This window comes from Streptomyces sp. NPDC005423 (genome assembly GCF_040606415.1).
Classification (GTDB): domain Bacteria; phylum Actinomycetota; class Actinomycetes; order Streptomycetales; family Streptomycetaceae; genus Streptomyces.
This window is the reverse complement of the sequence record NZ_JBEXET010000016.1, coordinates 37185-57451: the sequence shown is the minus strand read 5'-3', so window position 1 is coordinate 57451 and position 20267 is coordinate 37185. Positions and strand designations below refer to the sequence as shown.

At 71.0% G+C, this 20267-nt stretch carries 17 protein-coding genes; 12 read left to right on the top strand and 5 right to left on the bottom strand.

Annotated features, from left to right (window positions below; all coding sequences use genetic code 11):
• Positions 1 to 221 precede the first annotated feature (221 nt).
• The 4 genes from ABZT12_RS18790 to ABZT12_RS18775 all read left to right on the top strand — a co-directional run bounded on the left by ABZT12_RS18790 (position 222) and on the right by ABZT12_RS18775 (position 4232).
• Complete coding sequence (locus tag ABZT12_RS18790) at positions 222 to 689, top strand: cupin domain-containing protein (protein WP_356385191.1); 468 nt, start codon at positions 222 to 224, stop codon at positions 687 to 689.
• 67 nt (positions 690 to 756) lie between these two features.
• Complete coding sequence (locus ABZT12_RS18785) at positions 757 to 1686, top strand: alpha/beta hydrolase (RefSeq protein WP_356385188.1); 930 nt, start codon at positions 757 to 759, stop codon at positions 1684 to 1686.
• 63 nt (positions 1687 to 1749) lie between these two features.
• Positions 1750 to 2628 carry a helix-turn-helix transcriptional regulator gene (locus tag ABZT12_RS18780; protein ID WP_356385185.1) on the top strand — a complete coding sequence of 293 codons (879 nt, stop codon included), beginning with the start codon at positions 1750 to 1752 and terminating at the stop codon, positions 2626 to 2628.
• Between the two features lie 206 nt (positions 2629 to 2834).
• Positions 2835 to 4232, top strand: coding sequence for a condensation domain-containing protein (locus ABZT12_RS18775; protein ID WP_356385182.1), 1398 nt, complete (start codon positions 2835 to 2837; stop codon positions 4230 to 4232).
• A gap of 22 nt (positions 4233 to 4254) precedes the next feature.
• On the opposite strand, the gene ABZT12_RS18770 is transcribed toward ABZT12_RS18775, so the two are convergent.
• The 3 genes from ABZT12_RS18770 to ABZT12_RS18760 form a co-directional block, all read right to left on the bottom strand.
• Positions 4255 to 5862 carry a cation acetate symporter gene (locus ABZT12_RS18770; protein WP_356385179.1) on the bottom strand — a complete coding sequence of 536 codons (1608 nt, stop codon included), beginning with the start codon at positions 5860 to 5862 and terminating at the stop codon, positions 4255 to 4257.
• Positions 5859 to 6344 (bottom strand): DUF485 domain-containing protein, encoded by a 486-nt coding sequence (locus ABZT12_RS18765; RefSeq protein WP_356385176.1) that lies wholly within the window; start codon positions 6342 to 6344, stop codon positions 5859 to 5861. The genes ABZT12_RS18770 and ABZT12_RS18765 overlap by 4 nt, the downstream gene beginning before the upstream one ends.
• A gap of 345 nt (positions 6345 to 6689) precedes the next feature.
• On the bottom strand, positions 6690 to 7910 hold the full coding sequence (locus tag ABZT12_RS18760) for a low temperature requirement protein A (RefSeq protein ID WP_356385173.1): 1221 nt from the start codon (positions 7908 to 7910) through the stop codon (positions 6690 to 6692).
• Between the two features lie 133 nt (positions 7911 to 8043).
• On the opposite strand from ABZT12_RS18760, the gene ABZT12_RS18755 reads away from it, so the two are divergent.
• The 3 genes from ABZT12_RS18755 (at position 8044) to ABZT12_RS18745 (ending at position 11762) form a co-directional block, all read left to right on the top strand.
• The gene (locus ABZT12_RS18755; RefSeq protein WP_356385170.1) at positions 8044 to 8754 is read left to right on the top strand and encodes a DinB family protein; all 711 of its coding nucleotides are present in this window, start codon (positions 8044 to 8046) and stop codon (positions 8752 to 8754) included.
• Positions 8755 to 8924: 170 nt separating this feature from the next.
• Complete coding sequence (gene helR / locus ABZT12_RS18750) at positions 8925 to 11075, top strand: RNA polymerase recycling motor ATPase HelR (RefSeq protein ID WP_356385167.1); 2151 nt, start codon at positions 8925 to 8927, stop codon at positions 11073 to 11075.
• A 126-nt stretch (positions 11076 to 11201) separates the two neighbouring features.
• A complete protein-coding gene (locus ABZT12_RS18745) occupies positions 11202 to 11762 on the top strand; it encodes a hypothetical protein (protein ID WP_356385164.1) in 561 nt (186 codons plus the stop codon).
• A 200-nt stretch (positions 11763 to 11962) separates the two neighbouring features.
• Here the strand turns inward: ABZT12_RS18745 and ABZT12_RS18740 are convergent, their stop codons facing one another.
• Positions 11963 to 13009, bottom strand: coding sequence for a cyclase family protein (locus ABZT12_RS18740; RefSeq protein ID WP_356385161.1), 1047 nt, complete (start codon positions 13007 to 13009; stop codon positions 11963 to 11965).
• Positions 13010 to 13259: 250 nt separating this feature from the next.
• Here ABZT12_RS18740 and ABZT12_RS18735 point away from each other — a divergent pair, with 250 nt between their 5' ends.
• The 5 genes from ABZT12_RS18735 (at position 13260) to ABZT12_RS18715 (ending at position 18679) form a co-directional block, all read left to right on the top strand.
• Positions 13260 to 14201: an SDR family NAD(P)-dependent oxidoreductase gene (locus tag ABZT12_RS18735; protein ID WP_356385157.1), complete on the top strand. Its 942-nt coding sequence runs from the start codon at positions 13260 to 13262 to the stop codon at positions 14199 to 14201.
• A 597-nt stretch (positions 14202 to 14798) separates the two neighbouring features.
• Entirely contained in the window at positions 14799 to 17228 is a 2430-nt protein-coding gene (locus ABZT12_RS18730) for a nitrate- and nitrite sensing domain-containing protein (protein WP_356385154.1), read from the top strand.
• A gap of 44 nt (positions 17229 to 17272) precedes the next feature.
• A complete protein-coding gene (locus ABZT12_RS18725) occupies positions 17273 to 17710 on the top strand; it encodes a roadblock/LC7 domain-containing protein (RefSeq protein WP_356385151.1) in 438 nt (145 codons plus the stop codon).
• Positions 17707 to 18081 (top strand): DUF742 domain-containing protein, encoded by a 375-nt coding sequence (locus ABZT12_RS18720; protein WP_356385148.1) that lies wholly within the window; start codon positions 17707 to 17709, stop codon positions 18079 to 18081. Before ABZT12_RS18725 ends, ABZT12_RS18720 begins: the two co-directional genes overlap by 4 nt.
• Positions 18062 to 18679: an ATP/GTP-binding protein gene (locus tag ABZT12_RS18715; protein WP_356385145.1), complete on the top strand. Its 618-nt coding sequence runs from the start codon at positions 18062 to 18064 to the stop codon at positions 18677 to 18679. Before ABZT12_RS18720 ends, ABZT12_RS18715 begins: the two co-directional genes overlap by 20 nt.
• Positions 18680 to 18792: 113 nt before the next feature.
• Here the strand turns inward: ABZT12_RS18715 and ABZT12_RS18710 are convergent, their stop codons facing one another.
• A complete protein-coding gene (locus tag ABZT12_RS18710; protein ID WP_356385143.1) occupies positions 18793 to 20250 on the bottom strand; it encodes an MFS transporter in 1458 nt (485 codons plus the stop codon).
• Between the last annotated feature and the right edge of the window lie 17 nt (positions 20251 to 20267).

Genomic DNA, 20267 nt, shown 5'->3' with positions numbered 1-20267 from the left:
GCTCCGGCGCGGTCGGTCTCCCGGACCGCGCGGAGGAACAGCGCACAGGCGGCGAAGACAGCAGAGCATGCCGCAACTCCCCCGTGCCGCGCCTGCGTTGCCGGCCCGCCGGCCGGCCGGGGGAGTGGTACCGCTGTTCCTACCCAGATGACTGGCGACCTCCGGGGGGTCGCGGGGATCATCGACTCGTCGATGGGTTCCCCGGCCGAACGGACACCGCCATGACCATGGCCTATCTGGCCCAGCCAGAACAGCAGCAGAAACTCGAATGGCTGGACGGCGGCCGGTTCGCCGTGCTCCTGGACAGCGCGGCCACCGGCGGACAGCTGACCGTCGGACGGTTCACCGTCAGCAAGGGCGAGGCACCCCCGTACCACAAGCACACGCGTGAGGACGAGATCTTCATGCTGATCAAGGGCAGTGCCCTGCTGTGGTGCGACGACGAGGAGAGGGAACTGTCGGAGGGCGGGATCGTGTTCCTCCCGCGCGACGTCCCGCACGGCTACCGGATCACCTCCGACAACGCCGACCTGCTGATGATCGCCACGCCGGGAGGTATCGAGGGCATGTTCCGGCACGCCGGACGCGACCTGTCGACACCCCGCCCCGAAGGCTTCGAGATCTCGAAGGACCTCATGGCCGAGGCCGCCGACCTCTACGGCCAGGTCGTCGTCGGACCGCCGCGCTGACCGCTGTCCCACCGCCGGCCCCGTCCCACCCCGCCGCACCACCTCGGACCACGAAAGAGGCACAGCCATGTCCCGGCAACAGCGCCAGGCACTCGACGAACTGCTGCGGCACGGCCCGCTCGACCTCGGAGGCGACGTCGCCGAGGCACGCGCCGTCTTCCACGGCATGATGACCTCCCTTCCGCTGCCCCCCGATGTCACCACCGGCGAGAGCGAGTTGGGCGGTGTTCCGGTCGTCACCGTGGAGACCCCGGACACCGATCCCGAACGCGTCCTGCTGTACCTGCACGGCGGCGCCTACGCCATCGGTTCGGCCGCGGACGCGGCGGGCCTGGCCGGTGACGTCTCGCGCCGTACCGGTGCCCGTGCCGTCTGTGTCGACTACCGGCTCGCCCCCGAACACCCCTACCCGGCCGCCCTCGATGACGCGCTCGCCGTCTACCGCGCCCTGCTCGACGAGGGCGTACCCAGCTCCGCCGTCGCCTTCGTCGGCGAGTCGGCGGGCGGGGGTCTCGCCGTCGCGACGCTGGTCGCCGCCCGGGACGCGGGCCTGCCCCAGCCCGCTTCGACCGCGCTGTTCTCCCCCTGGACCGACCTGACGGTGTCCGGCGACAGCGCCGTCACGAAGGCCGCCGTCGACCCGGCGCTGACCCCGGCGGGACTGCGCGACCGCGCCCGTGACTACCTGCGTGACACGGACCCCACCACGCCGTACGCCAGCCCCGTCCACGCCGACCTCACCGGACTCGCGCCGCTGCTCGTCCAGGCCGGCTCGCACGAGATCCTCCTCGACGACGCCGTACGGCTGGCAGCGCGCGCCGCCGCCCACGACGTACGGGTGGAACTCCAGGTGTGGCCCGAAGTCCCGCACGTCTTCCAGGCGTTCGCGGCACTGCTCGACGAGGGCGACACCGCGCTGCGGGACGCCGCCGCCTTCATCCGCGGACACTGGGACGCTCCCGGCGAGAAGCCCGAGCGGAGCGAGTCGGCCGGGTAAAGACTCCGTAGTGCGCGAGGGCCGGGCCTTGTGATCCGCGAGAAGTGGACCACGATGATCTCCATGGCGACGACGAACCACTTCGGCAGCGCTCTGCGGGGGTGGCGTGAGCGTGTGTCACCCGGGGACTGCGGGGTGGAGACGGACGGGGACCGGCGCATCCCCGGTCTGCGCCGCGAGGAACTGGCCCGGCTCGCCGGCCTCTCGGTGGACTACGTGGTCAGGCTGGAGCAGGGCCGGGCCCGTAACCCCTCGGCGCAGGTCGTCACCGCCCTGGCCCGGGCGCTGCGCCTCGATCCGTCCGAACGCGACCATCTCTTCCGCTGCGCCCAGCTCGCACCGCCCGCCGCCGGGAACGTCTCGCTGCGCGTCCCCACGAGGGTGCGCCGCCTGGTGGACCAGTTGGGAGGAAGCCCGACCGCCGTCTTCGCCGCCGACTGGACCCTCGTGGCCTGGAACGAGATGTGGTGCGCCGCGGTCGGGCATCCCGGGACCTACGGCTGGGCCGGCGGGAACCTCGTGGCGGGGATGTTCCGCGCGGACGGTGACCGGCGGCTGGAGCCGATCGGCGCATGGCCCGTCCGGTCCTGCAAGGGCGACGCGGCCGAGGAGGAGGACCTCGTCGCCGACCTGCGGCTGACGGCGGCCGCCTACCCTCACGACACCCGCCTCGCCTCGTTCGTCGACCGTATGCTGAGCGCCAGTCCGCGCTTCGCCCGCCTCTGGCTGACCGGCGGCGCCCGCACCAATGTCGGCGACCGCAAGACCATCGAACATCCCCGGCTGGGTGGCATCGCCCTCGACCTCGATGTCGTGCTGGCGGCGGGCAGCGACCTCCGGATCGTCACGTACACGGCCGAGCCCGACTCCGTCGACGCGGAGAAACTCGACGTCCTGCGGGCCGGCTGCCGCTCGACCCGACAGCGGACGGGCCGGCCCTGACCGAGCTGTCCGGCTTCCGTCCGGGCGTCCCGCGGCCAAGGGCGCGAAGGGGAACAGAGGGGCGATCACCGGCCGCCGCGTTGCTTTCGGAATATCCGATCGTTGTTCTCCCCGTGCAGTGAGCGGTGCCCGAGAGGCATGGAGGCGTGGATCGACATGGTGCCCGGCGGCCTCCCGTGGGCAGGTGAACGGAGAGCGCTGTGCGCATGACCGACCTTCAGCGGTGCGAGATCCGGCCCGGACGGCTGGTGGAGTGGACGTTGCACCCGGCGGCGGTGAGCGCGGCACGGCGGTTGCCGGACGACGGCCGGCCGCCCGCGTACGTCCAGGAGTCGCACATCCGCACCGCACGGACCGTGCGCCAGGACGGACTCTTCGTACCGACCTGGCTCGGTACCGCCTTCGACATCCCCGGCCGGGTCGAACTCGACGTGCTACAAGGCGCGTTGCGTACCTGGATGCTGCGGCACGAGACGCTGCGCAGCGGGTTCCGGTGGGAGGGCGAGGAGATGCGCCGGTTCACCCTCGACACCGGCGCCGTGGTCCTGCACCGCGAGGACGTGGGGGAGTTCACCGACGCGGTCACCCTGACCCGGTACATGCAGGACCGGTTCGACGTCGCCGCGGACGCGCTCGCCTGGCCCAACTTCCTTTTCACGGCGGTCGTCCGGGACGACGGCACGAGCGTCTACCTGGCGTTCGACCACAGCAACGTGGACGCCTACTCCATCCATCGCATCGCCGGGGAGATCCACGAGCTCTACGCGGCGGGCCTGGCCGGCCGGACCGTGGAGACGGCGTCCGTCGCCAGCTACATCGACTTCTGCGCCGGCGAACGCACCGACGCCGACCTGATGGACGACACACACGCCGTCGTGGCCCGCTGGCGGGAGTTCATCGCCCGGTGCGACGGCAGGCTGCCGAATTTCCCCGTCGACCTCGGCCTCGACCCCCAAGGACCGCTGCCCGAACAGAAGTTCCTCCAGGAGATGCTCGTCGACGAGAGGGACGCGGCGGCCTTCGAGGCGTACTGCCGCCCCTACGGCGGCAGTCTCGTCGGCGTCCTCGCCGCCGTCGCCCTCGCCGTCCGCGAGATCAGCGGCCTCGGCGTGTACCGCACCGTCGTACCGTTCCACACCCGGGTGAAGTCCCGGTGGGCCGACTCGGTCGGCTGGTACGTGGGCGGCGCGCCGATCGAGATCCCGGTGCAGGACGCGCGGGACTTCGACGACGCCCTGCGCATGGTCCGCGCCACACTCCGCGAGAACAAGCACCTCTCCCGCATGCCCATCGCCCGCGTCCTGCGCCTCCTGGGCACCGACTTCCGCCCCACCTCCCCCGACCTCTACTCGATCGTCTCCTACGTCGACTCGCGCGCCCTGCCCGGCTCCGAACGCTGGCATGAACTCAAGGCGTACGGCCTGATCCGGGTCTCCTACGGCGACCAGGTGTGCGCGTGGATCACCAGGGTCCACGAGGGGCTGCAGTTCGCCGCCCGGCTGCCCGACACCGACATCGCGGACAAGAACATGCGGCTGTGCTTGGAGTTGATGCGGGAGCGCGTGCTGTCGGTGGCGCGGCAGCCACTGGCCGCACGCCTGTAGGGGCCGTGCGGCAGGCGGCCCGTCATCCGTTCTTGGGGCGGGACGGTCCGGCGAGCAGGACGGGTTCGATGGCCTCGTAGCGGTTGCGTTCGCGCCTTTTGGCCTTTCTGCCGGACAGGACGGTGCCGAGCAGCCCGGACAGGAAACCGGCCGGCACCGAGACCAGGGCGGTGGTCGTGAACGGGAACCAGTTGAAGTCGGCCTCGGGGAAGGCCGATTGGGGAGTGCCGGAGACCAGGGTGGTGCCCGTCATGAGGACGAGGACGCTGACGGTGCCGCCGATGAGCGTGCACAGCAGGCCGGCCCGGGTGTAGCGCCGCCAGAACAGGCTGTAGACCAGTGCCGGCGCGATCGCCGAGGCGCCCAGGCAGAAGGAGAGGATGGCGAGGGGCTGGAGGCTGCGGTGCTGGGCGATCACGGCGAGCAGGATCACCGGGATCCCCACGGCCAGGGCGGCGAGGCGGGCCAGGGCCATCTCGCGCAGGGGCGGGGTGTCGGAGCGGGCGGCGATGTCGTGGGCGAGGGAGTTGGCGCAGGCCAGCGTCATGCTGGCCACGGAGGCCAGCAGGGTCAGGAAGATGGCGGTGGTGACGGTGGTGAACAGCAGGCTCTCCGCGCGGGAGAGGTCCGGCCCGAACGCGGCGCGCGCCCCGAGGAGATAGGCGGTGCTGCCGCGCGGGTCCGCCGCGGCGATCGTCTTCCCGCCGATGAGGGCGGTGGCGCCGACGGCGACGATGGTCATCACCGCCACGAACAGGGCGACCGCCGAGACCGCCCAGGACATCGCCCGCCGCACCTGACGGGCGTTGCCCGCGGTGTACATCCGCATCGTGACGTGCGGCAGACAGGCGCCCCCCAGCACGATGGCGCACTGGGTGCTCACCATGTCGAGGGCGCGGTACTTCCCGTCGCGGAACTGCAGGCCGTAGCGGAGGTACTTCTCGCCCGCCCCGCTGTTCCGTGCGGCGGACTGGAACAGGGTCCGGGGACTCCAGCCGAAGGTGTGCAGGATGAGGGCGGCGACAATCAGTCCGGAACCGAGCAGGATCACCGTCTTGAGGATCTGGATCAGGGCGGTGCCGCGCATTCCCCCGATGGCCGCGTACGTGATCATCAGCGTGCCGGCCCCGACGATGCACCCGGTGCGCATCGAGCTGTCGGTGAAGCCGAGCACATACGCCAACAGCTGTCCCACTCCGGCGAGTTGGACCACCATCATGGGCAGCAGCGAGGCGAGGGTGACCGCGCAGGCGGTGATGCGTACCGCCCGGCCGGGCATACGGCGGCCCAGCGCGTCGCCCATCGTGAACCGGCCGGTGTGGTGCAGCGGTTCGGCCAGCAGGAACATGAGCAGCAGCAAGGAGAGCAGGGTGCTCAGGGCGAGCACCACACCGTCGTAGCCGCAGAGCGCGATGATGCCGCCGACGGTCAGGACGGTGGCCGCGGAGATGTAGTCACCGGCGATGGCCAGACCGTTGCGCAGGGGGGACAGGAAGCGGTAGCCGGTGTAGAACTCGTCGAGGTCGTCACGGTCGGGACCGGTGACCACGCAGAGCAGGAGGGTGAGGGTCACGACGCTGCAGAACGCCACCAGCGACCAGGACTGCGCGGCGCCCCCGAAGTCCGTCACGGCCGCCGCTCCCCGTCGCGGGGACGGTGCGGCTGACGGCGTACGCGGTTGGCGAGGGGATCGACGTAACGGCGTGCGGTGAACTCGTAGAGGAGGACGGCCAGCCAGGTGACGGGGAGTTGCGCCAGGGCCAGCAGCAGTCCGGTGGGGAGGCCGCCCGGTGCGGTGCGGGTCATGATCGAGGGGACTTCGACGGTGAGCGCGAGGAAGAAGGCGAAGTAGCCGAGCGCGGTGAACGCCGCGACCCGCCGCTGCCAGCGGGCGGCCCGGCGCAGGAGGCGGAGGTCGCGGTGGCGTCCGGTCCACGGATGGGACGTCCAGGCCGGCAGATACCTGCCGTCGTAGGGGGCGGACTCCTGCTCGAACGTCCCCGAGGACGACGACGAGGGCAGGGGCGCGGGGGTCGTCGCGATGGGGGTGGTGGGGGCGGGGAGGCCGGGCCGATGCTGGGCGGGGTGTAACTCGGAGCTGTCGGAGGACATCCCAGGGTCTCCTAGCGGGTTGTGGGCCCCAAGCGCGTGGACCGCGGGTAACGGTCCGGCCCACCGCACGTTATGCGGGCGGTGGACCGCGCGGCTAGCCTTCCGACGAACTCGCTGGTGAGGAGTGTCGCACCGCTCTGACCTCGGGTGTTGGCGGTGCGACGGGTGGGACGAGGGGCTACGGCAGTGGCATATGGGACGCATGGGATCGCGACCCGGCGAGCGGGTTCCCGGGGCGCCGCATAGGCATCCGGTGCGCCCGGTCGCCGCGCCTTCGCACCCGGTTCGCCCGGTTCGTTCCGTCAACAACCGCCGCACCGGCGGAGGGAGTTCGGGCCGCGGCGGTCACTCCGGCGGCTTGCCCTGATGCGTCCACGCCGCGAACCAGGCCACCGCGAGGACCAGTACCCACGCCAGGGCCGTCGGGCGGCGGTGCAGACCGTCGGTGACGGCGGCGACGGCGCAGAGCGCGAGGGCGGGCACCGCCGCGACGAGGAGACGGGGCAGCCGGCCGGGGTCGGCCCGATGAGTGAGCACGGTCGCCACGAGGAGGTAGACGCCCAGCGCGGTGGCCATGAGATAGCCGGTCTGTTCGGGGAGCCGGCCGTGCGCGCGTTCCACCACCACGCCCAGGCCGGCGGCGAGGGCCGCCAGCGCACCGGTGACGAGACAGTGCAGGCCCAGCAGAACGCGCGGCGGCACCAGGGCGTTGCCCAGACAGGGGATGCCGCCCCGGCCCCGGCGCAGGGACAGCGACCAGACCAGCACCAGCATCACGAACCCGCCGATGCCCGTGGAGTAGAGACGGTGGTCCCACTCGGCGTCCGAGGCCGCCTCGACGAGCTGGTACACACCCTCGCCGAGCACGATGATCGTGAACAGGCCGAGCCGTTCGGAGAGATGCTCGCTGTCGGTACGGGCGACGGTCACCTCGCCCGAGCCGGCCGGCTCGGGCGCGCCCAGGGCCGGGGACGCGGGCCGTCCGCGGCGGTCCGCGCGCTCGCGGTGCTGCTGCAACGCGCGCAGCAGATAATTCTTGGTGAAGAAGAAGGTCACGTACAGATCGATGACGACACCGGCTGCCCACAGCCAGGGCCGCGCCGGACCGTGCACCCAGATGGACACCGTCCACGGAACGGCCCCCGCCTTGAAGGAGACCGTCGGCCAGTCGAGCAGGATCTCGCGCCGGTCCCCGAAGACGCTGCCGCCCAGGAGCCGCGTGCAGACATAGCCGATCGCGAACGCCGCGCCCAACTCGCCGTCCTGCACGCCGTGTACGGCCGCCGCCATCACCGTCAGCCCGAACATGCCCAGCAGCAGGGTGCGGGTCCTGGTGCGGTCGCCCGCCACGTTGCCGTAGAGAGTGAGGGAGAGCCAGTTGGTCCAGAACGCCAGGTAGAGCACCACGTACAGGCCCACGTCCCGCCATCCGGGCTCGTCTCCCAGCAGTTGCGCGAGCTGGGAGACGCCGACCACGGCGACGAGATCGAAGAAGAGTTCCAGCCAGGAGGCATGACGCTCTCCGCCGCCGCTCGCGACGGCGCTGCTCAGTTGGGTATCGGCCACGCGCAGCACCCTACTTCGAACACCGGACCGGCCCCGCCACGGTCGGAAATGAGTCGCACCCCGGGCGGCGAGGCGCTAACTTCCGCTGGTCCGCCGTGAGTTCACGGTGACGCGACCGTCGAGGGAGTGGGCCATGGAGTCCGTAAGCGTACGCACCGACCGGCTGGGGCTGCTGCTGGAGCAGTTCGACCAGGCGAGGGAGATGGCCCGGGTGCGGCTGGAAGGGCTCGGTGACGAGGAGTACCTGTGGGAGCCGGTCCCCGGCTGCTGGTCGGTCCGGCGGCGGGCGGAGGCGGTGACGCCCAGGGCGTTCGGGCCCGGCGAGTGGGTGCTCGACCTGGGCGCCGCGGACATCCCCGCGAGCGAGTACACCGAGGTCGCCCGGCAGGCCGCCGACGGCATGAGCGTCGACCGGATCGCCGACGACTGGAGTGTGAGCGTCGAGCGGGTCGAGGAGGTCCTCGCCCACACCGGTCCGCCCACGCCCGACGAGACGCCGGTCACGACGATCGCGTGGCGGCTCGGACACGTGCACTTCCACTTCGCGGGCGCCTGGGAATGGACCTTCGGCGAACACCGCCGCGAACCGAAACTGCTGGTCGACTTCAGCCCCTCCGCCGGCGTGGCCGTCGGACGTTTCTGGGAGCTGATCGACCGCTGGCGGGACAGCGTCGCCGCTGTCACCGAGGAACAGCTCGACACGGTCGGCTTCTCCCGGTACCCGTACAGCAACGACGCGGACTACCCGTACGTCAACGTACTGGCGGGCGCCAACCTCGAATTCATCCATCACATGGCCGAGATCGCGCTCCTCCGCGACCTGTGGCGGAAGCGGGGTGAGTGAGGGCGAGCCGGACCGGCGATACTGGAACAGCCGGCCGGGCGTCCGGCCCACGGCACGGCGCATGACGGAACCCGCCCACCCCGGTCGTTCCCGTCACGCCGTCGGCCGCCCGGACACCCCGCCTCGCCGCACATGACGGTCGTACGCGACCACAGATCGGAGCTGTTGCCGTGAGCCCCCTGACCGCCAGGGCGTTTGACCTGCCCGACCGTCTCTCCGCCAAGGCGGACCCGGCGCTGATCGCCCGGGACGAGCGGCACTTCGCGGCGATCGCGGAGTGTCTGGAGCAGTCGATCGCCGAGCTGGCCGGCCGGCTGGAAGCCGAGCGCCGGGCGCCCGGCGGGGTGGGCCGGCACGTGATGGACCGGGACGCGGAGATCCACCGGCTGACCGGCCGGCTGCGCGCCCTGCGCCGGTTCGGGCTGGACTTGTGTCTGGGGCACATGGTCGGCGCCGACGACGCCGAACCCGTATACATCGGACGGCTCGGTCTCACGGACAGTGAGGGGCGTCGGCTGCTGCTCGACTGGCGCGCACCGGCGGCCGAGCCCTTCTTCGGAGCCACCCACGCCAACCCGATGGGGCTGGCGAGCCGCCGCAGGTACCGGTGGACGGGCGGCCGGATCAGCGACTACTGGGACGAGGTGTTCACCCCGGACGGGTTCGTCGGTCATGCCGCGCTCGACGACCAGTCCGCCTTCATCGCCAGCCTGGGCGGCAACCGGACGTCACGGATGCGCGACGTGCTCGGCACGATCCAGGCCGACCAGGACGCCATCATCCGCGCCGGGTCGGCCGGCGCGCTCGTCGTCGATGGCGGTCCGGGCACCGGAAAGACCGTCGTGGCGCTGCACCGCTCCGCGTACCTCCTCTACTCCGACCCGCGGCTCGGACACCGCCGGGGCGGCGTGCTGTTCGTCGGTCCGCACCAGCCCTACCTGGGTTACGTCGCCGACGTGCTGCCCAGTCTCGGCGAGGAGGGCGTACAGACCTGCACGCTGCGGGACCTCGTCGCCGAAGGCGCGACGGCGACCGAGGAGGCCGACCCGGACGTGGCCCGGCTGAAGTCGTCCGCGCGGCTGGTGCGCGCCGTCGAGGCGGCCGTCCGGTTCTACGAGGAGCCGCCCACCCAGGGGATGACGGTCTCGACCCACTGGAACGACATCCCGCTCAGCGCCGACGACTGGGCCGTGGCGTTCGACGCGGCGGAGCCCGGTACCCCGCACAACGAGGCGCGTGAGCAGGTCTGGGAGGAACTGCTCACGATGCTGGTGGACAAGCACGACGGCGACGCCCCGGAACATCTGCTGCGCAAGTCGCTGGGGCAGAACAGGGAGCTGCTCGCGGCGTTCAACCGGGGGTGGCCGCTGCTCGAAGCGTCGGATCTCGTCGGTGACCTGTGGTCGGTGCCCGCCTACCTGCGGCTCTGCGCCCCGTGGCTCGGCCCCGACGACGTCCGGCGGTTGCAGCGCGCGGAGGCACGGGCCTGGACCGTCTCCGACCTGCCGTTCCTCGACGCGGCACGGCAGCGGCTCGGTGACCCGGAGGCCGCGCGTCGCGGGCGCCGGAAGAAGGCCACGCTCGCCGCCGAACGCGAGCACATGGCCAAGGTCGTCGACTCCCTCCTCCAGGCCGACGACGACGGCGAGGGCGCGGTGACGATGCTGCACGGACAGGACATGCAGGACGCGCTCGTCGACGAGGCCGCGCAGCCCACCGCCGATCCCGACCTGCTCGCCGGCCCGTTCGCGCACATCGTCGTGGACGAAGCCCAGGAACTCACCGACGCGCAGTGGCAGATGCTGTTGCTCCGGTGTCCGTCCCGCAGCTTCACCATCGTCGGGGACCGTGCGCAGGCCCGGCACGGGTTCACCGAGTCGTGGCAGGAACGGCTCGCGCGGGTCGGCCTCGACCGCATCAAGCTGGCCTCCCTGACCGTCAACTACCGTACGCCGACCGGGATCATGGCGGAGGCCGAGCCGGTCATCCGGGCCGTGCTGCCGGACGCCAACGTGCCGGTGTCGATCCGCGTCGGTGACCATCCCGTGCTCCACGGGTCCGTCTCCGAGCTGCGTTCCGTGCTGGACAGCTGGCTCGACGGCCACGCCGACGGCATCGCCTGTGTCATCGGCGACCCCACGTTCCGGGCGACGCCCCGCGTCCGCTCGCTGACCCCGGAGCTGTCGAAGGGGCTGGAGTTCGACCTGGTGGTCCTCGTCGACCCGGAGGCGTTCGGCAGCGGCATCGAGGGCGCCGTCGACCGCTATGTCGCGATGACCAGGGCCACCCAGCAACTCGTCGTGCTGACCAGCACCGCCTGAGCCGGTCGGCGCCGGTCGTCCGCCGCCGCCGGTCAAGGCTCCGCCATGTGTCGGCGGTGGCTGAGCGCGCCGGGCCCCGCTCACGTACTGAGGGGGGAAGCAGAACGTCCGGCGAAGGGAAGCTCCGTGATCCAGCAGCGCATCGTCCTCCTCTCGGTCGCGGGGCTCACCTCGGCCTTCTTCCTGGCGGCGTGCGGCAGCTCGATGGACTACACCGCCTCCGGTACGAGTCCGGGCAGCGTCGCTCCGGTCAGCACCGCCGTCTCCCGGCCCGCGACCTCCGCACCGGCCGCCACCGGTGACTCCGGCGGCGCGCGGCCGGGTACGACCACCGGTGTGCGGGCCGTGGCGGTGACGGGCCTGGGGAACGTGGTGACCGACGACAGGGGAATGACCCTCTACCGCTACGACAAGGACGAGGCGTCCCCGTCCAAGTGGACCTGTTCCGGGGCCTGTACGAAGACCTGGGTGCCGGTCGTCATCGGGGACTCCGTGCGGACCACGGGGGTCGACGAGGGCCTCCTCGGCACCGTCCACCGCGACGGACGGAAGCAACTCACCCTGGGCGGCTGGCCGTTGTACCGGTACGTGGGAGACACGGCGGCCGGACAGGTCAACGGCCAGGCCAAGGAGAGTCTCTGGTACGCCGTCTCGCCCACCGGCGCGAAGTCCACCGCGACGAGCTGAGCGGGCACGAGTCGGGCGGAACGAGCCGAGCCGGAGCGAGTGGAGCGGGCACGAGCTGAGCCGGGATCCGGGGACACCCTGGGGCCCATCGCCCGTCGCTCGCACGGGAGTTGGGGCGGCGGCCGGGTGCGGGGGGAGGCGGACGGGGGGTGCTCCGGAATGCCGCTCCGGAGCACCCCCCGTTCCGGTGTGCCGCTCCGTCAGACGGTGGCGACCGGTGTCAGCGGACTGCCCTGGGTACCGGGAAGGTTCAGCGGGGGAGCCGTGAGCAGGAAGCGGCTGCGGTCGTGCTCGCGCAGCCAGGCCGCGAGCTCCTTCAGGTACCACAGCTCGCCGAGCGGAACGCCCAGCTTGAACAGGCAGAGGTGGTGGATGGGCAGCAGGGTGTGCGGACCTTGCGCCTGGGTGACACCGACGCCCTCGACGGCGTAGTTGTCGGCGATCAGCGCGGAGATCTGCGACTCGGCGATCCAGTCGAGCAGGTCCGGGTCGTCGGCGTCGAGATAGGCGGCCGTCTGGTGGATCGCCACCGGGTCGGGGTTCTTCCCCCAGGCGAGGATCTGTTCGGCGAAGCCCGTGCGCAGCAGGAGCATGTCGCCCGGCTCCACGACGACCTTGTCGGCCGCCATGATCTCCTTGAGCGTCTTCAGGTTCACCGACCGGTAACCCGTGCCCAGGTGGTGGGCGATGTCGATCAGGACACCGCGCCCCTGCACACCGTGCTCCGCCATGTGCTCGAGACCGAGGTGGCCGGCGTGGCTGAGGCTGCCGCTGCCGTCGCCCTTGACGCCTTCGCGGGGGCCGATGATGTCGGTGTCGGGACGGTAACCGTTGTAGTAGACGGGCTCGGCGACCCCGTCCCCGTCGGCGTCGAACTCCGCGCCCTGGTGGGCGAGGGCGTCCCACTGCGTCGAGTACTGGAGCCAGAGGGTCACCACGTCGTCGGACCACACGTCGATCAGCGACGGGTCGATCTGCTTGCTGGCGACGACGTTGTAGAAGACGTCCTGCTTGTGCTCCAGGTCCTCCGTCGGCCGCAGAATGGGCGGGTAGCGGCGCTGGTTGAGGGCCGAACCGCCGGGATAGTCCAGCGGCAGGCTGAGGCTGAACGTGACCCCGTGTTCGACCTCGCGCACTCCCTGGAGAACCTTCTCCGCGGTGAGCAGGTTGATGCGCCCCAGCTCGTCGTCCTCACCCCAGTCGCCCCACGTCGAACCCGGCGGCCGCTGCTTCCATCGCTTCGTCACGGCAAACTCCTTACTCGGCTGACGGTCCCCGTCGACCGCCGTACGCATGCTAGGGAGAATGTACCGAGCGGTCAACAAAATGATTCGCTAAAACATCGCCGATCTATCCGCGGCAGGCGTCGCGGGTAACCTCCAACGGCTCCGCCGACCCACTCCGTCATTCCCATTCCATTGCCACTATGGACCGACCGTTCTAATGTTCTCCCCGCCAGTGGCCACGCAGGACAGTGCAGTACGACAGGAGTCACCCATGAGCGAGCTGAGCTTCGAAGGACGCGTCGCCGTCGTCACCGGTGCGGGACGGGGCATCGGGCGGGCCCACGCCCGACTGCTGGCCGAGCGGGGGGCGAAGGTCGTCGTCAACGACCTGGGCGGATCGATGGAGGGCGAGGGTGTCGACGCCGGTCCGGCGCGCAAGGTCGTCGACGAGATCGTCGCGGCCGGCGGTCAGGCCGTGGCCGACGGCAACGACGTCTCCACGGAGGCGGGCGGCGCGGCCGTCGTCGACACGGCGCTGAACGCCTTCGGCCGTATCGACATCCTCGTCAACAACGCCGGAATCATCAGGTACGCAGGTCTGCCCGAGATCGACCTCGACAACCTCGAGCGGCACCTCGCCGTACATCTGCTCGGCTCGTTCAACACGACCCGGGCCGCCTGGCCGCATTTCGTGGAACAGGGTTACGGGCGCGTGGTGTTGACCACGTCCGCCGGTCTGTTCGGCCTGGACAACAACCTGTCGTACGCGGCGGCCAAGGGCGGGGTGATCGGCCTGGCCCGCAGCGCGAAACTCTCCGGCGAACCCCACGGGATCAAGGTCAACGTCATCGCCCCGGCCGCGCTGACCCGGATGGGCGGCATCGAGGACGAGGCCGCAGCGGAGGCCGCCGCCCAGCAGGCGGGGATGCCGTCCGAGGCGGTCTCCCCGATCGTGGCCTACCTGGCGCACGAGGAGTGCCCGGTGAACGGCGAGATCTACGCGGCCGGCGCGGGCGGCTTCGCCCGCTTCTTCATCGCCTCCACGCCGGGCTATGTGCACCAGGGCGGCCCGGCCACCGTCGAGGACGTCGTGCGCAACTGGGACGCCATCAACGACGAGAAGGGGTACTACGTCCCCGCGGACCTCATGTCGTGGACGGGTGCCTTCCTCGGGCACCAGTTCCAGGAGAAGCCCGGTTCCGCGGCGGAGTGACCGGCGGTCGAGGGGCGGTGGGCAGCCGCCGTCGCCCGGCCGCGGGACGAAGGCCCTCGCCGCGACACCGACACCGTGGCGGGGGCCTCGCCGCACGTCACCTGGCTTCCGGTATTGGACAGGTCGATCTAAACACGCGTGGCGTGTCCAGCCGACGGAGTCTCATTCTCCGTTTGTGTGCTTCCACTCTCCGTGTTCACGTGATCTAGGTCACAGTACGCTGAGCGCCATGAGGGCTTGCCGCCAGGTACGCCGGGCGCGTCCCCGGGGTGTTCACTACCCCTCCACACGCCTTCACGCTGCGCAAACGGCACCAGCGTGATCGAGGCGGGGAAGGCGCCATCCCCCGGGTCGGCGATTATCTACGCGCGTAATGTACCGACCTGCCTAAACGGCCCCGTCCGCGATCTTGAAGACGCGCTTGACCCTGATCCGCGTGCTGGGTTTCATGCATACCCGTCAACTCCCAGTTGGCCCATGCATGTTCAGTGACGCCCCGCTGTCTCGATGCGTCACACCGGAAAGGAAAGTCCTGGTGCCCCAGCCCCATGCCCCAGTCCTCCGCTCCCGCCACGCCAGCACCCGCCGGCGGGTGAAGTGAGCAGACACCGGGGCAAGACCGTACGCGTCCGGCCGAGCGGCGGCCGGGGCCGCACCATCCGGGCCGCGCTCATCGCGCTCGCGCTGGTTCCGACGGTGGCGATGGTGCTGCTCTGGGTCAGTGGCTCCGCCGTCCTGTTCAACCAGTGGCGCGCCGCCGACCATGTCGGGCAGGCGGCGAAGACCACCTACGCCCTGGTCCCCGGCGTCGGCGAGTTCCAGAAGGAACGGCAGTTGACGCTCATGCTGCTCTCGTCGCACGGCAGCCGCACCGCACTCGACGCGGAACGCGCCAGGACCGACGGCATCCTCGCCGCCTTCCACAAGGCCGACTCGGTCTCCGCGAGCGACGGAACGCCGCAGTACCAGGCCGAGTTGGAGACCGTACGGAAGCGGCTGACCGAGCTGACGGCGGAGCGGACCAAGGTCGACTCGGGCAAGGGCGCCCGCCAGCACGTGTACGACGTCTACGCCGGCGCGATCGCCTCCGTGCTCAACCTCTTCGGCACGCTGAGCACCGACAACGGCAGCGGGGCCACGGCCGCCGAGGCAGCCCACGCCCTGTCGTTCCTGCGCGCCACCGAGGCGCTCGCGGAGGAGCGGGCGATCCTCGACGCCGCGGTCGCCTCCGGCCGGCTGAGCCTCACCGAACGGCGGAGTCTCACCGCCACCGCCGCTGTCCGCGACTCGGTCATGACCAACGAAGTGGCGCCCTATCTGCCGACCGCCCAGCGCGCCGCGCTGGAGAAGGTCATGGGCAGCGGCGACTGGGCGAGCCTCGAAGCGCTGGAGACCGCCATCCCCATGGCGCCCGCGAACGGCGGCGACAGCATCCCGGTCTCCCATGTGCCGGCCGCCCGGTCCGCCGCTCCCGGCCGGGTCTTCACCGACGTACAGAACGTCGAGAACCAGTACCTGGGCGAGGTCACCCAGAACAGCGCGGACAGGAGCCACGCGCTGCTGATGAGGGTCCTGCTGGGCAGTGCCCTCGCGCTGGTCGCGGTCTTCGCGGTCGCCGTCATGTCCTGGCGCATCACCCGGTCCTTGATCGGCCGGATGTCCGGCCTGCGCGAGGCGACGCTCGACCTGGCACAGAACCGGCTGCCCGAGCTGATCACCCGGCTGCGCGCCGAGGGTAAGCGCGCCGACCTCGACGAGCTGCCCGAACTCGACTACGGCAGCGACGAGTTGGGCAGGGTCGCGGAGGCCTTCAACATCGCCCAGCGGACCGCGGTCAGTGTCGCGCTGGAGCAGGCCGGGCTGCGTGAGGGGGCGCGGCTGGTGTTCCTCAACATGTCCCGGCGTACCCAGATCCTGGTGCACCGTCAGCTCACGGTCATCGACGGCATGGAACGCAAGGAACAGGATCCCCAACTCCTCGCCGACCTCTACCGCGTCGACCACCTCGCGACCCGCATGCGGCGCAACGCGGAGAGCCTGACGGTCCTTTCGGGTTCCACGCCGCGCCGTCGCTGGAAGCACGCGGTGCCGCTGGCCGACCTCCTGCGCAGCGCGGTGTCGGAGATCGAGGGCTACACCCGGGTGGTGGTCGAACCGATGCCGGCGATCGCGGTGACCGGCCCGGCGGTCGGCGACACCATCCACCTCATGGCCGAGCTGATCGAGAACGGCGTGACCTTCTCGCCTCCCCACACCGAGGTGCGGGTGCGCGCGCTGCCGGTGGCACAGGGGTACGCCATCGAGGTGGAGGACCGCGGCCTGGGGCTCTCGGCGGACGAGTACGAGGCGGCCAACGGACTGCTGCACAACCCGCAGGAGTTCAGCCTCACCTCGCTGGGCGACGACCCGCGCCTGGGCCTGTTCACCATCGGCCACCTCGCACAGCGCCACGGAATCATGGCCAGCCTGCAAGCCTCGTCCTACGGCGGCTCGCTGGCCGTCGTCGTCCTGCCGTACGCCCTGACGGAGCCGGTCACCGACACCGAGCCGATGGAGCTGGACGCGCAGGCGGACCGTCATCTCGCCTCGGTCAGCAGCGCGCCGCCCGAGCGGGCGACGTCCGGCGGGATGCCGATGCGCGCGCGGTCGACGCCCCGCCCCGCGCCCCGTTCCGCGCCCGCTCCCGCGCCCGTACCGGCACCCGCACCCGCACCCGCATCCGTGAAGCACGACACTGCCGGCACCGGAGGCGGTGACGGGTTCCGCCGCGCGCCCGTGCCGGCCGCGGGACCGCGTACCGGAGGATCGGGCAGCAGGCTGCCACGCCGGGTGCGGCAGGCCAACCTCGCTCCCCAACTCCTGAACCGGCACGCGGAGTCGGACGACGACCGCGGTCCCGGCCGGGAGGCCGAGGAGCGCAGGCCGGAGCAGGCGCGTTCGATGCTCGCCGCCCTGCGGGACGGTACGCGCCGGGCCCGTGCCCAGGAGCAGGTCCCTCCACCCGCCTGGCCCACGAACCGGCCTTAGCGGTGTCCGTTGCCCACTCGATCTCCTCCGACAAGGAACACTTCATGACAGCAGCAAACGCCACGCGCGACGGACTGGCCTGGCTCCTGGACAACCTGATCGAGCGGATTCCGGAGACCCGGCACGCGATCGTCCTGTCGGAGGACGGGCTGCTCGTCGGCGCCTCCGAGGGGCTCGCGCGGGCCGACGCCGAACAGCTCGCGGCCATCGCCTCCGGGGTCCATTCGCTGGCGCAGGGCACCAGCCGGCACTTCGGCGGCGGCCGGGTGCAGCAGACGGTCATCGAGATGGACGACCTCTTCCTCTTCGTGACCACCGCGGGCGGCGGTGCCCGGCTCGCGGTGCTGGCCACCTCCGCGGTGGACGTGGGCAACGTGGGGTACGAGATGACGATGCTCGTACGGCAGGTGGGGCAGTTCCTCAGCGCGGCCCCGCGGTTCCCGGAGTACACCGGAGGGTCACTCGGGGGTGAGCATGAATGAGACATTGGTCCGAGGAAGACCCGTGGGAGGGCGACGATCCCGGTCGGCTGATCCGTCCGTACACCGTGACCGGAGGCCGTACCCAGGCCGTCCGGGCCGATATCGAGCTGATCTCCCTGGTGAGCACCGTCCGGCCGCCGACCCGCGCCCAGCGGCTGCAGCCGGAACAGCACCGACTGCTCTCGCTGTGCCGCAGGCCGACGGCGCTGGTGGAGATCGCCGCCTACCTCGACCTTCCGGTCGCGGCGGTACGGGTGCTCCTCGGTGACCTGCTGGACAACGACCTCATCTCCGTCACCTCACCCTCCGCGGCCGGTAGCCCCGACGCCCGTTTCCTCCAGGCAGTGATCGATGGCATTCGCAGACTCTGACCCCGACCTCACAGCGGTCTCGCCCGACGCGGCGACGGCCAAGATCCTCATCGCCGGCGGCTTCGGTGTCGGCAAGACCACCCTGGTCGGCACCATCAGCGAGACGGTGCCGTTGCGCACCGAGGAGCTGATCACCGAGGCCAGTGTCGGCGTCGACGACCTGGCGGGCGTCGAGCGGAAGACCACGACCACGGTCGCCATGGACTTCGGCCGCATCACGCTCAGTTCGGCCCTCGTGGTCTATCTCTTCGGCGCACCCGGACAGGACCGTTTCTGGTTCATGTGGGACGACCTGTCCCGGGGCGCGCTCGGCGCCGTGGTGCTGGCCGACACCCGCCGGCTGGAGAGCTGCTTCCCGTCCGTCGACTTCTTCGAGCACCGCGGCATCCCCTTCGCCATGGGGGTCAACTGCTTCGACGGCGAGTGCGAGGAGGATCCCGAGGAGATCCGGGCCGCCCTCGACCTCTCGCCCGACGTGCCGCTCGTGCTGTGCGACGCCCGGGACAAGGACTCGGTGAAGGGCGTACTGCTCGCCCTGCTCGAACATGTCATGCGGGGGCTGGCGGCCGAGGCGTTGGGGGACCGGCAGCCGGTCTAGCCGCACCTTGCGGCATGGCCAACCAAGGTGCTGTGAAGCCGAGTTGGCGTGCCGTCGGCCGCATGCGCGGGTGCCCGGTCCGGCCAGGGCCGGACCGGGCACCGGGGATCGCGTCAGGCCGCCTGTCCGACCTCGACCTGGTCCAGCCGCTCGCTCTTCGGGATCAGCGCGACCAGCAGGGCGCCGACGGTGCAGCAACCGACCACCAGCCAGAGCCCGTTGGAGAAGCCCTTGTCCAGGTAGAACTGGGTGCCCTTCAGGACCGCCCCGTGCTGGGACATCACCACGAAGGCCACCTGGGAGACGACGATCTGCGCCACGCCCTGAGCCAGGCTCTGCGCGCCGTTGGCCAGCGCCTGTTCCTCGGGAGTGACCACCTCGATGATCATGATGGGGACGACCGCGGCGACGACGCCGGTACCGAACCCGGCGATCACGCCCATCCCGATGATCTGCGCCGCGGTGTGGTGCAGATGGGTGCCCAGGCCGTAGCCGAGCACCGTGAGCGCGGCACCGCCGGCGAGCAGGTACCGGGCGTCCACACGGCGGGCGAGCACGCCGGTGCCGACCGCACCCACGATGATCATGGCGCTGATCGGGCTGGTGACAATGGCGTTGTGCTCACCGGACCAGCCCAGGCCGTCGGAGATGTGCGGGATCTTCGGCATCAGCACCAGGAGCTGGATCACCACACCGACCGCGCTGAGCGAGCCGGCCGCCACGGAGGTGGCCAGCAGCACGGACCACACCTGGCGGCGCCTGGTCATGGTCAGCGGGAACAGCGGCTCGGCGACCCGGCGTTCGACCAGCACGAAGACGACCAGCGTGACGAGCGCGCCGACGACGTAGGCGATGAACTGACCGCTGGTCCAGCCCCAGTCGGAGCCCTGGCCGACGGCGTAGATGAGGAGGGTGACGCCTCCTCCGAGGAGGAGTCCGCCGATCCAGTCCATCCGGCCGTCCGCCTCCCGGACGGGACTCGTGGGGACGAAGACGGCCACCAGGACGAAACTCAGCGCCGTGGAGGCCACCATGAACCACAGCACGCCGCGGAAGCCGTAGCTGTCGAGCAGCCAGCCGGAGAGGAACGGCCCGCCGAAGGCGACCAGCCCCACGCCGCCGGCGAGGATGCCGCTGGCCAGTCCGACCCAGTGGCGAGGGAACACGTCGCGGGTGATCGCGTAGGCGAGCGGGGTGGCGGCGGCGTACACGCCCGCCAGGCCGCGCCCGATCAGTAGGACGTGGTAGTCCGTGGCGACGGCGGCGACCAGGTCTCCGAGGAGTCCCAGGCCGGTCGCCACGAGCAGGGCCCGCTTCTTGCCGTACAGGGCGGCCCCCTTGACCACGAAGGGCAGGAAGAAGGTCCCCGCCAGCAGGGTCATCAGGGTGAACCAGGCGATCTGCGTCGTCCGGAAGTGGATCGCGACCGACGCCTGTGCGATGCCGGACAGTGCCGCGACGAGCGAGACGAGCTGTACCGCCCACACCAGCGCGACGACGATGAACGCGTTGCGTGCCGTGGAGCGGGATCTCTCGGGTGTCTGCGGAGAAGTGGTCTGTGGGTGAGACATGAGTACGGGCCTTCCGT

Coding starts and splice junctions, on each gene's coding strand:
- ABZT12_RS18790 (WP_356385191.1), top strand. CDS start 222: ATGACCATGGCCTATCTGGCCCAGCCAGAACAGCAGCAGAAACTCGAA.
- ABZT12_RS18785 (WP_356385188.1), top strand. CDS start 757: ATGTCCCGGCAACAGCGCCAGGCACTCGACGAACTGCTGCGGCACGGC.
- ABZT12_RS18780 (WP_356385185.1), top strand. CDS start 1,750: ATGGCGACGACGAACCACTTCGGCAGCGCTCTGCGGGGGTGGCGTGAG.
- ABZT12_RS18775 (WP_356385182.1), top strand. CDS start 2,835: ATGACCGACCTTCAGCGGTGCGAGATCCGGCCCGGACGGCTGGTGGAG.
- ABZT12_RS18765 (WP_356385176.1), bottom strand. CDS start 6,344: ATGTCCTCCGACAGCTCCGAGTTACACCCCGCCCAGCATCGGCCCGGC.
- ABZT12_RS18755 (WP_356385170.1), top strand. CDS start 8,044: ATGGAGTCCGTAAGCGTACGCACCGACCGGCTGGGGCTGCTGCTGGAG.
- ABZT12_RS18735 (WP_356385157.1), top strand. CDS start 13,260: ATGAGCGAGCTGAGCTTCGAAGGACGCGTCGCCGTCGTCACCGGTGCG.
- ABZT12_RS18725 (WP_356385151.1), top strand. CDS start 17,273: ATGACAGCAGCAAACGCCACGCGCGACGGACTGGCCTGGCTCCTGGAC.
- ABZT12_RS18720 (WP_356385148.1), top strand. CDS start 17,707: ATGAGACATTGGTCCGAGGAAGACCCGTGGGAGGGCGACGATCCCGGT.
- ABZT12_RS18715 (WP_356385145.1), top strand. CDS start 18,062: ATGGCATTCGCAGACTCTGACCCCGACCTCACAGCGGTCTCGCCCGAC.
- ABZT12_RS18710 (WP_356385143.1), bottom strand. CDS start 20,250: ATGTCTCACCCACAGACCACTTCTCCGCAGACACCCGAGAGATCCCGC.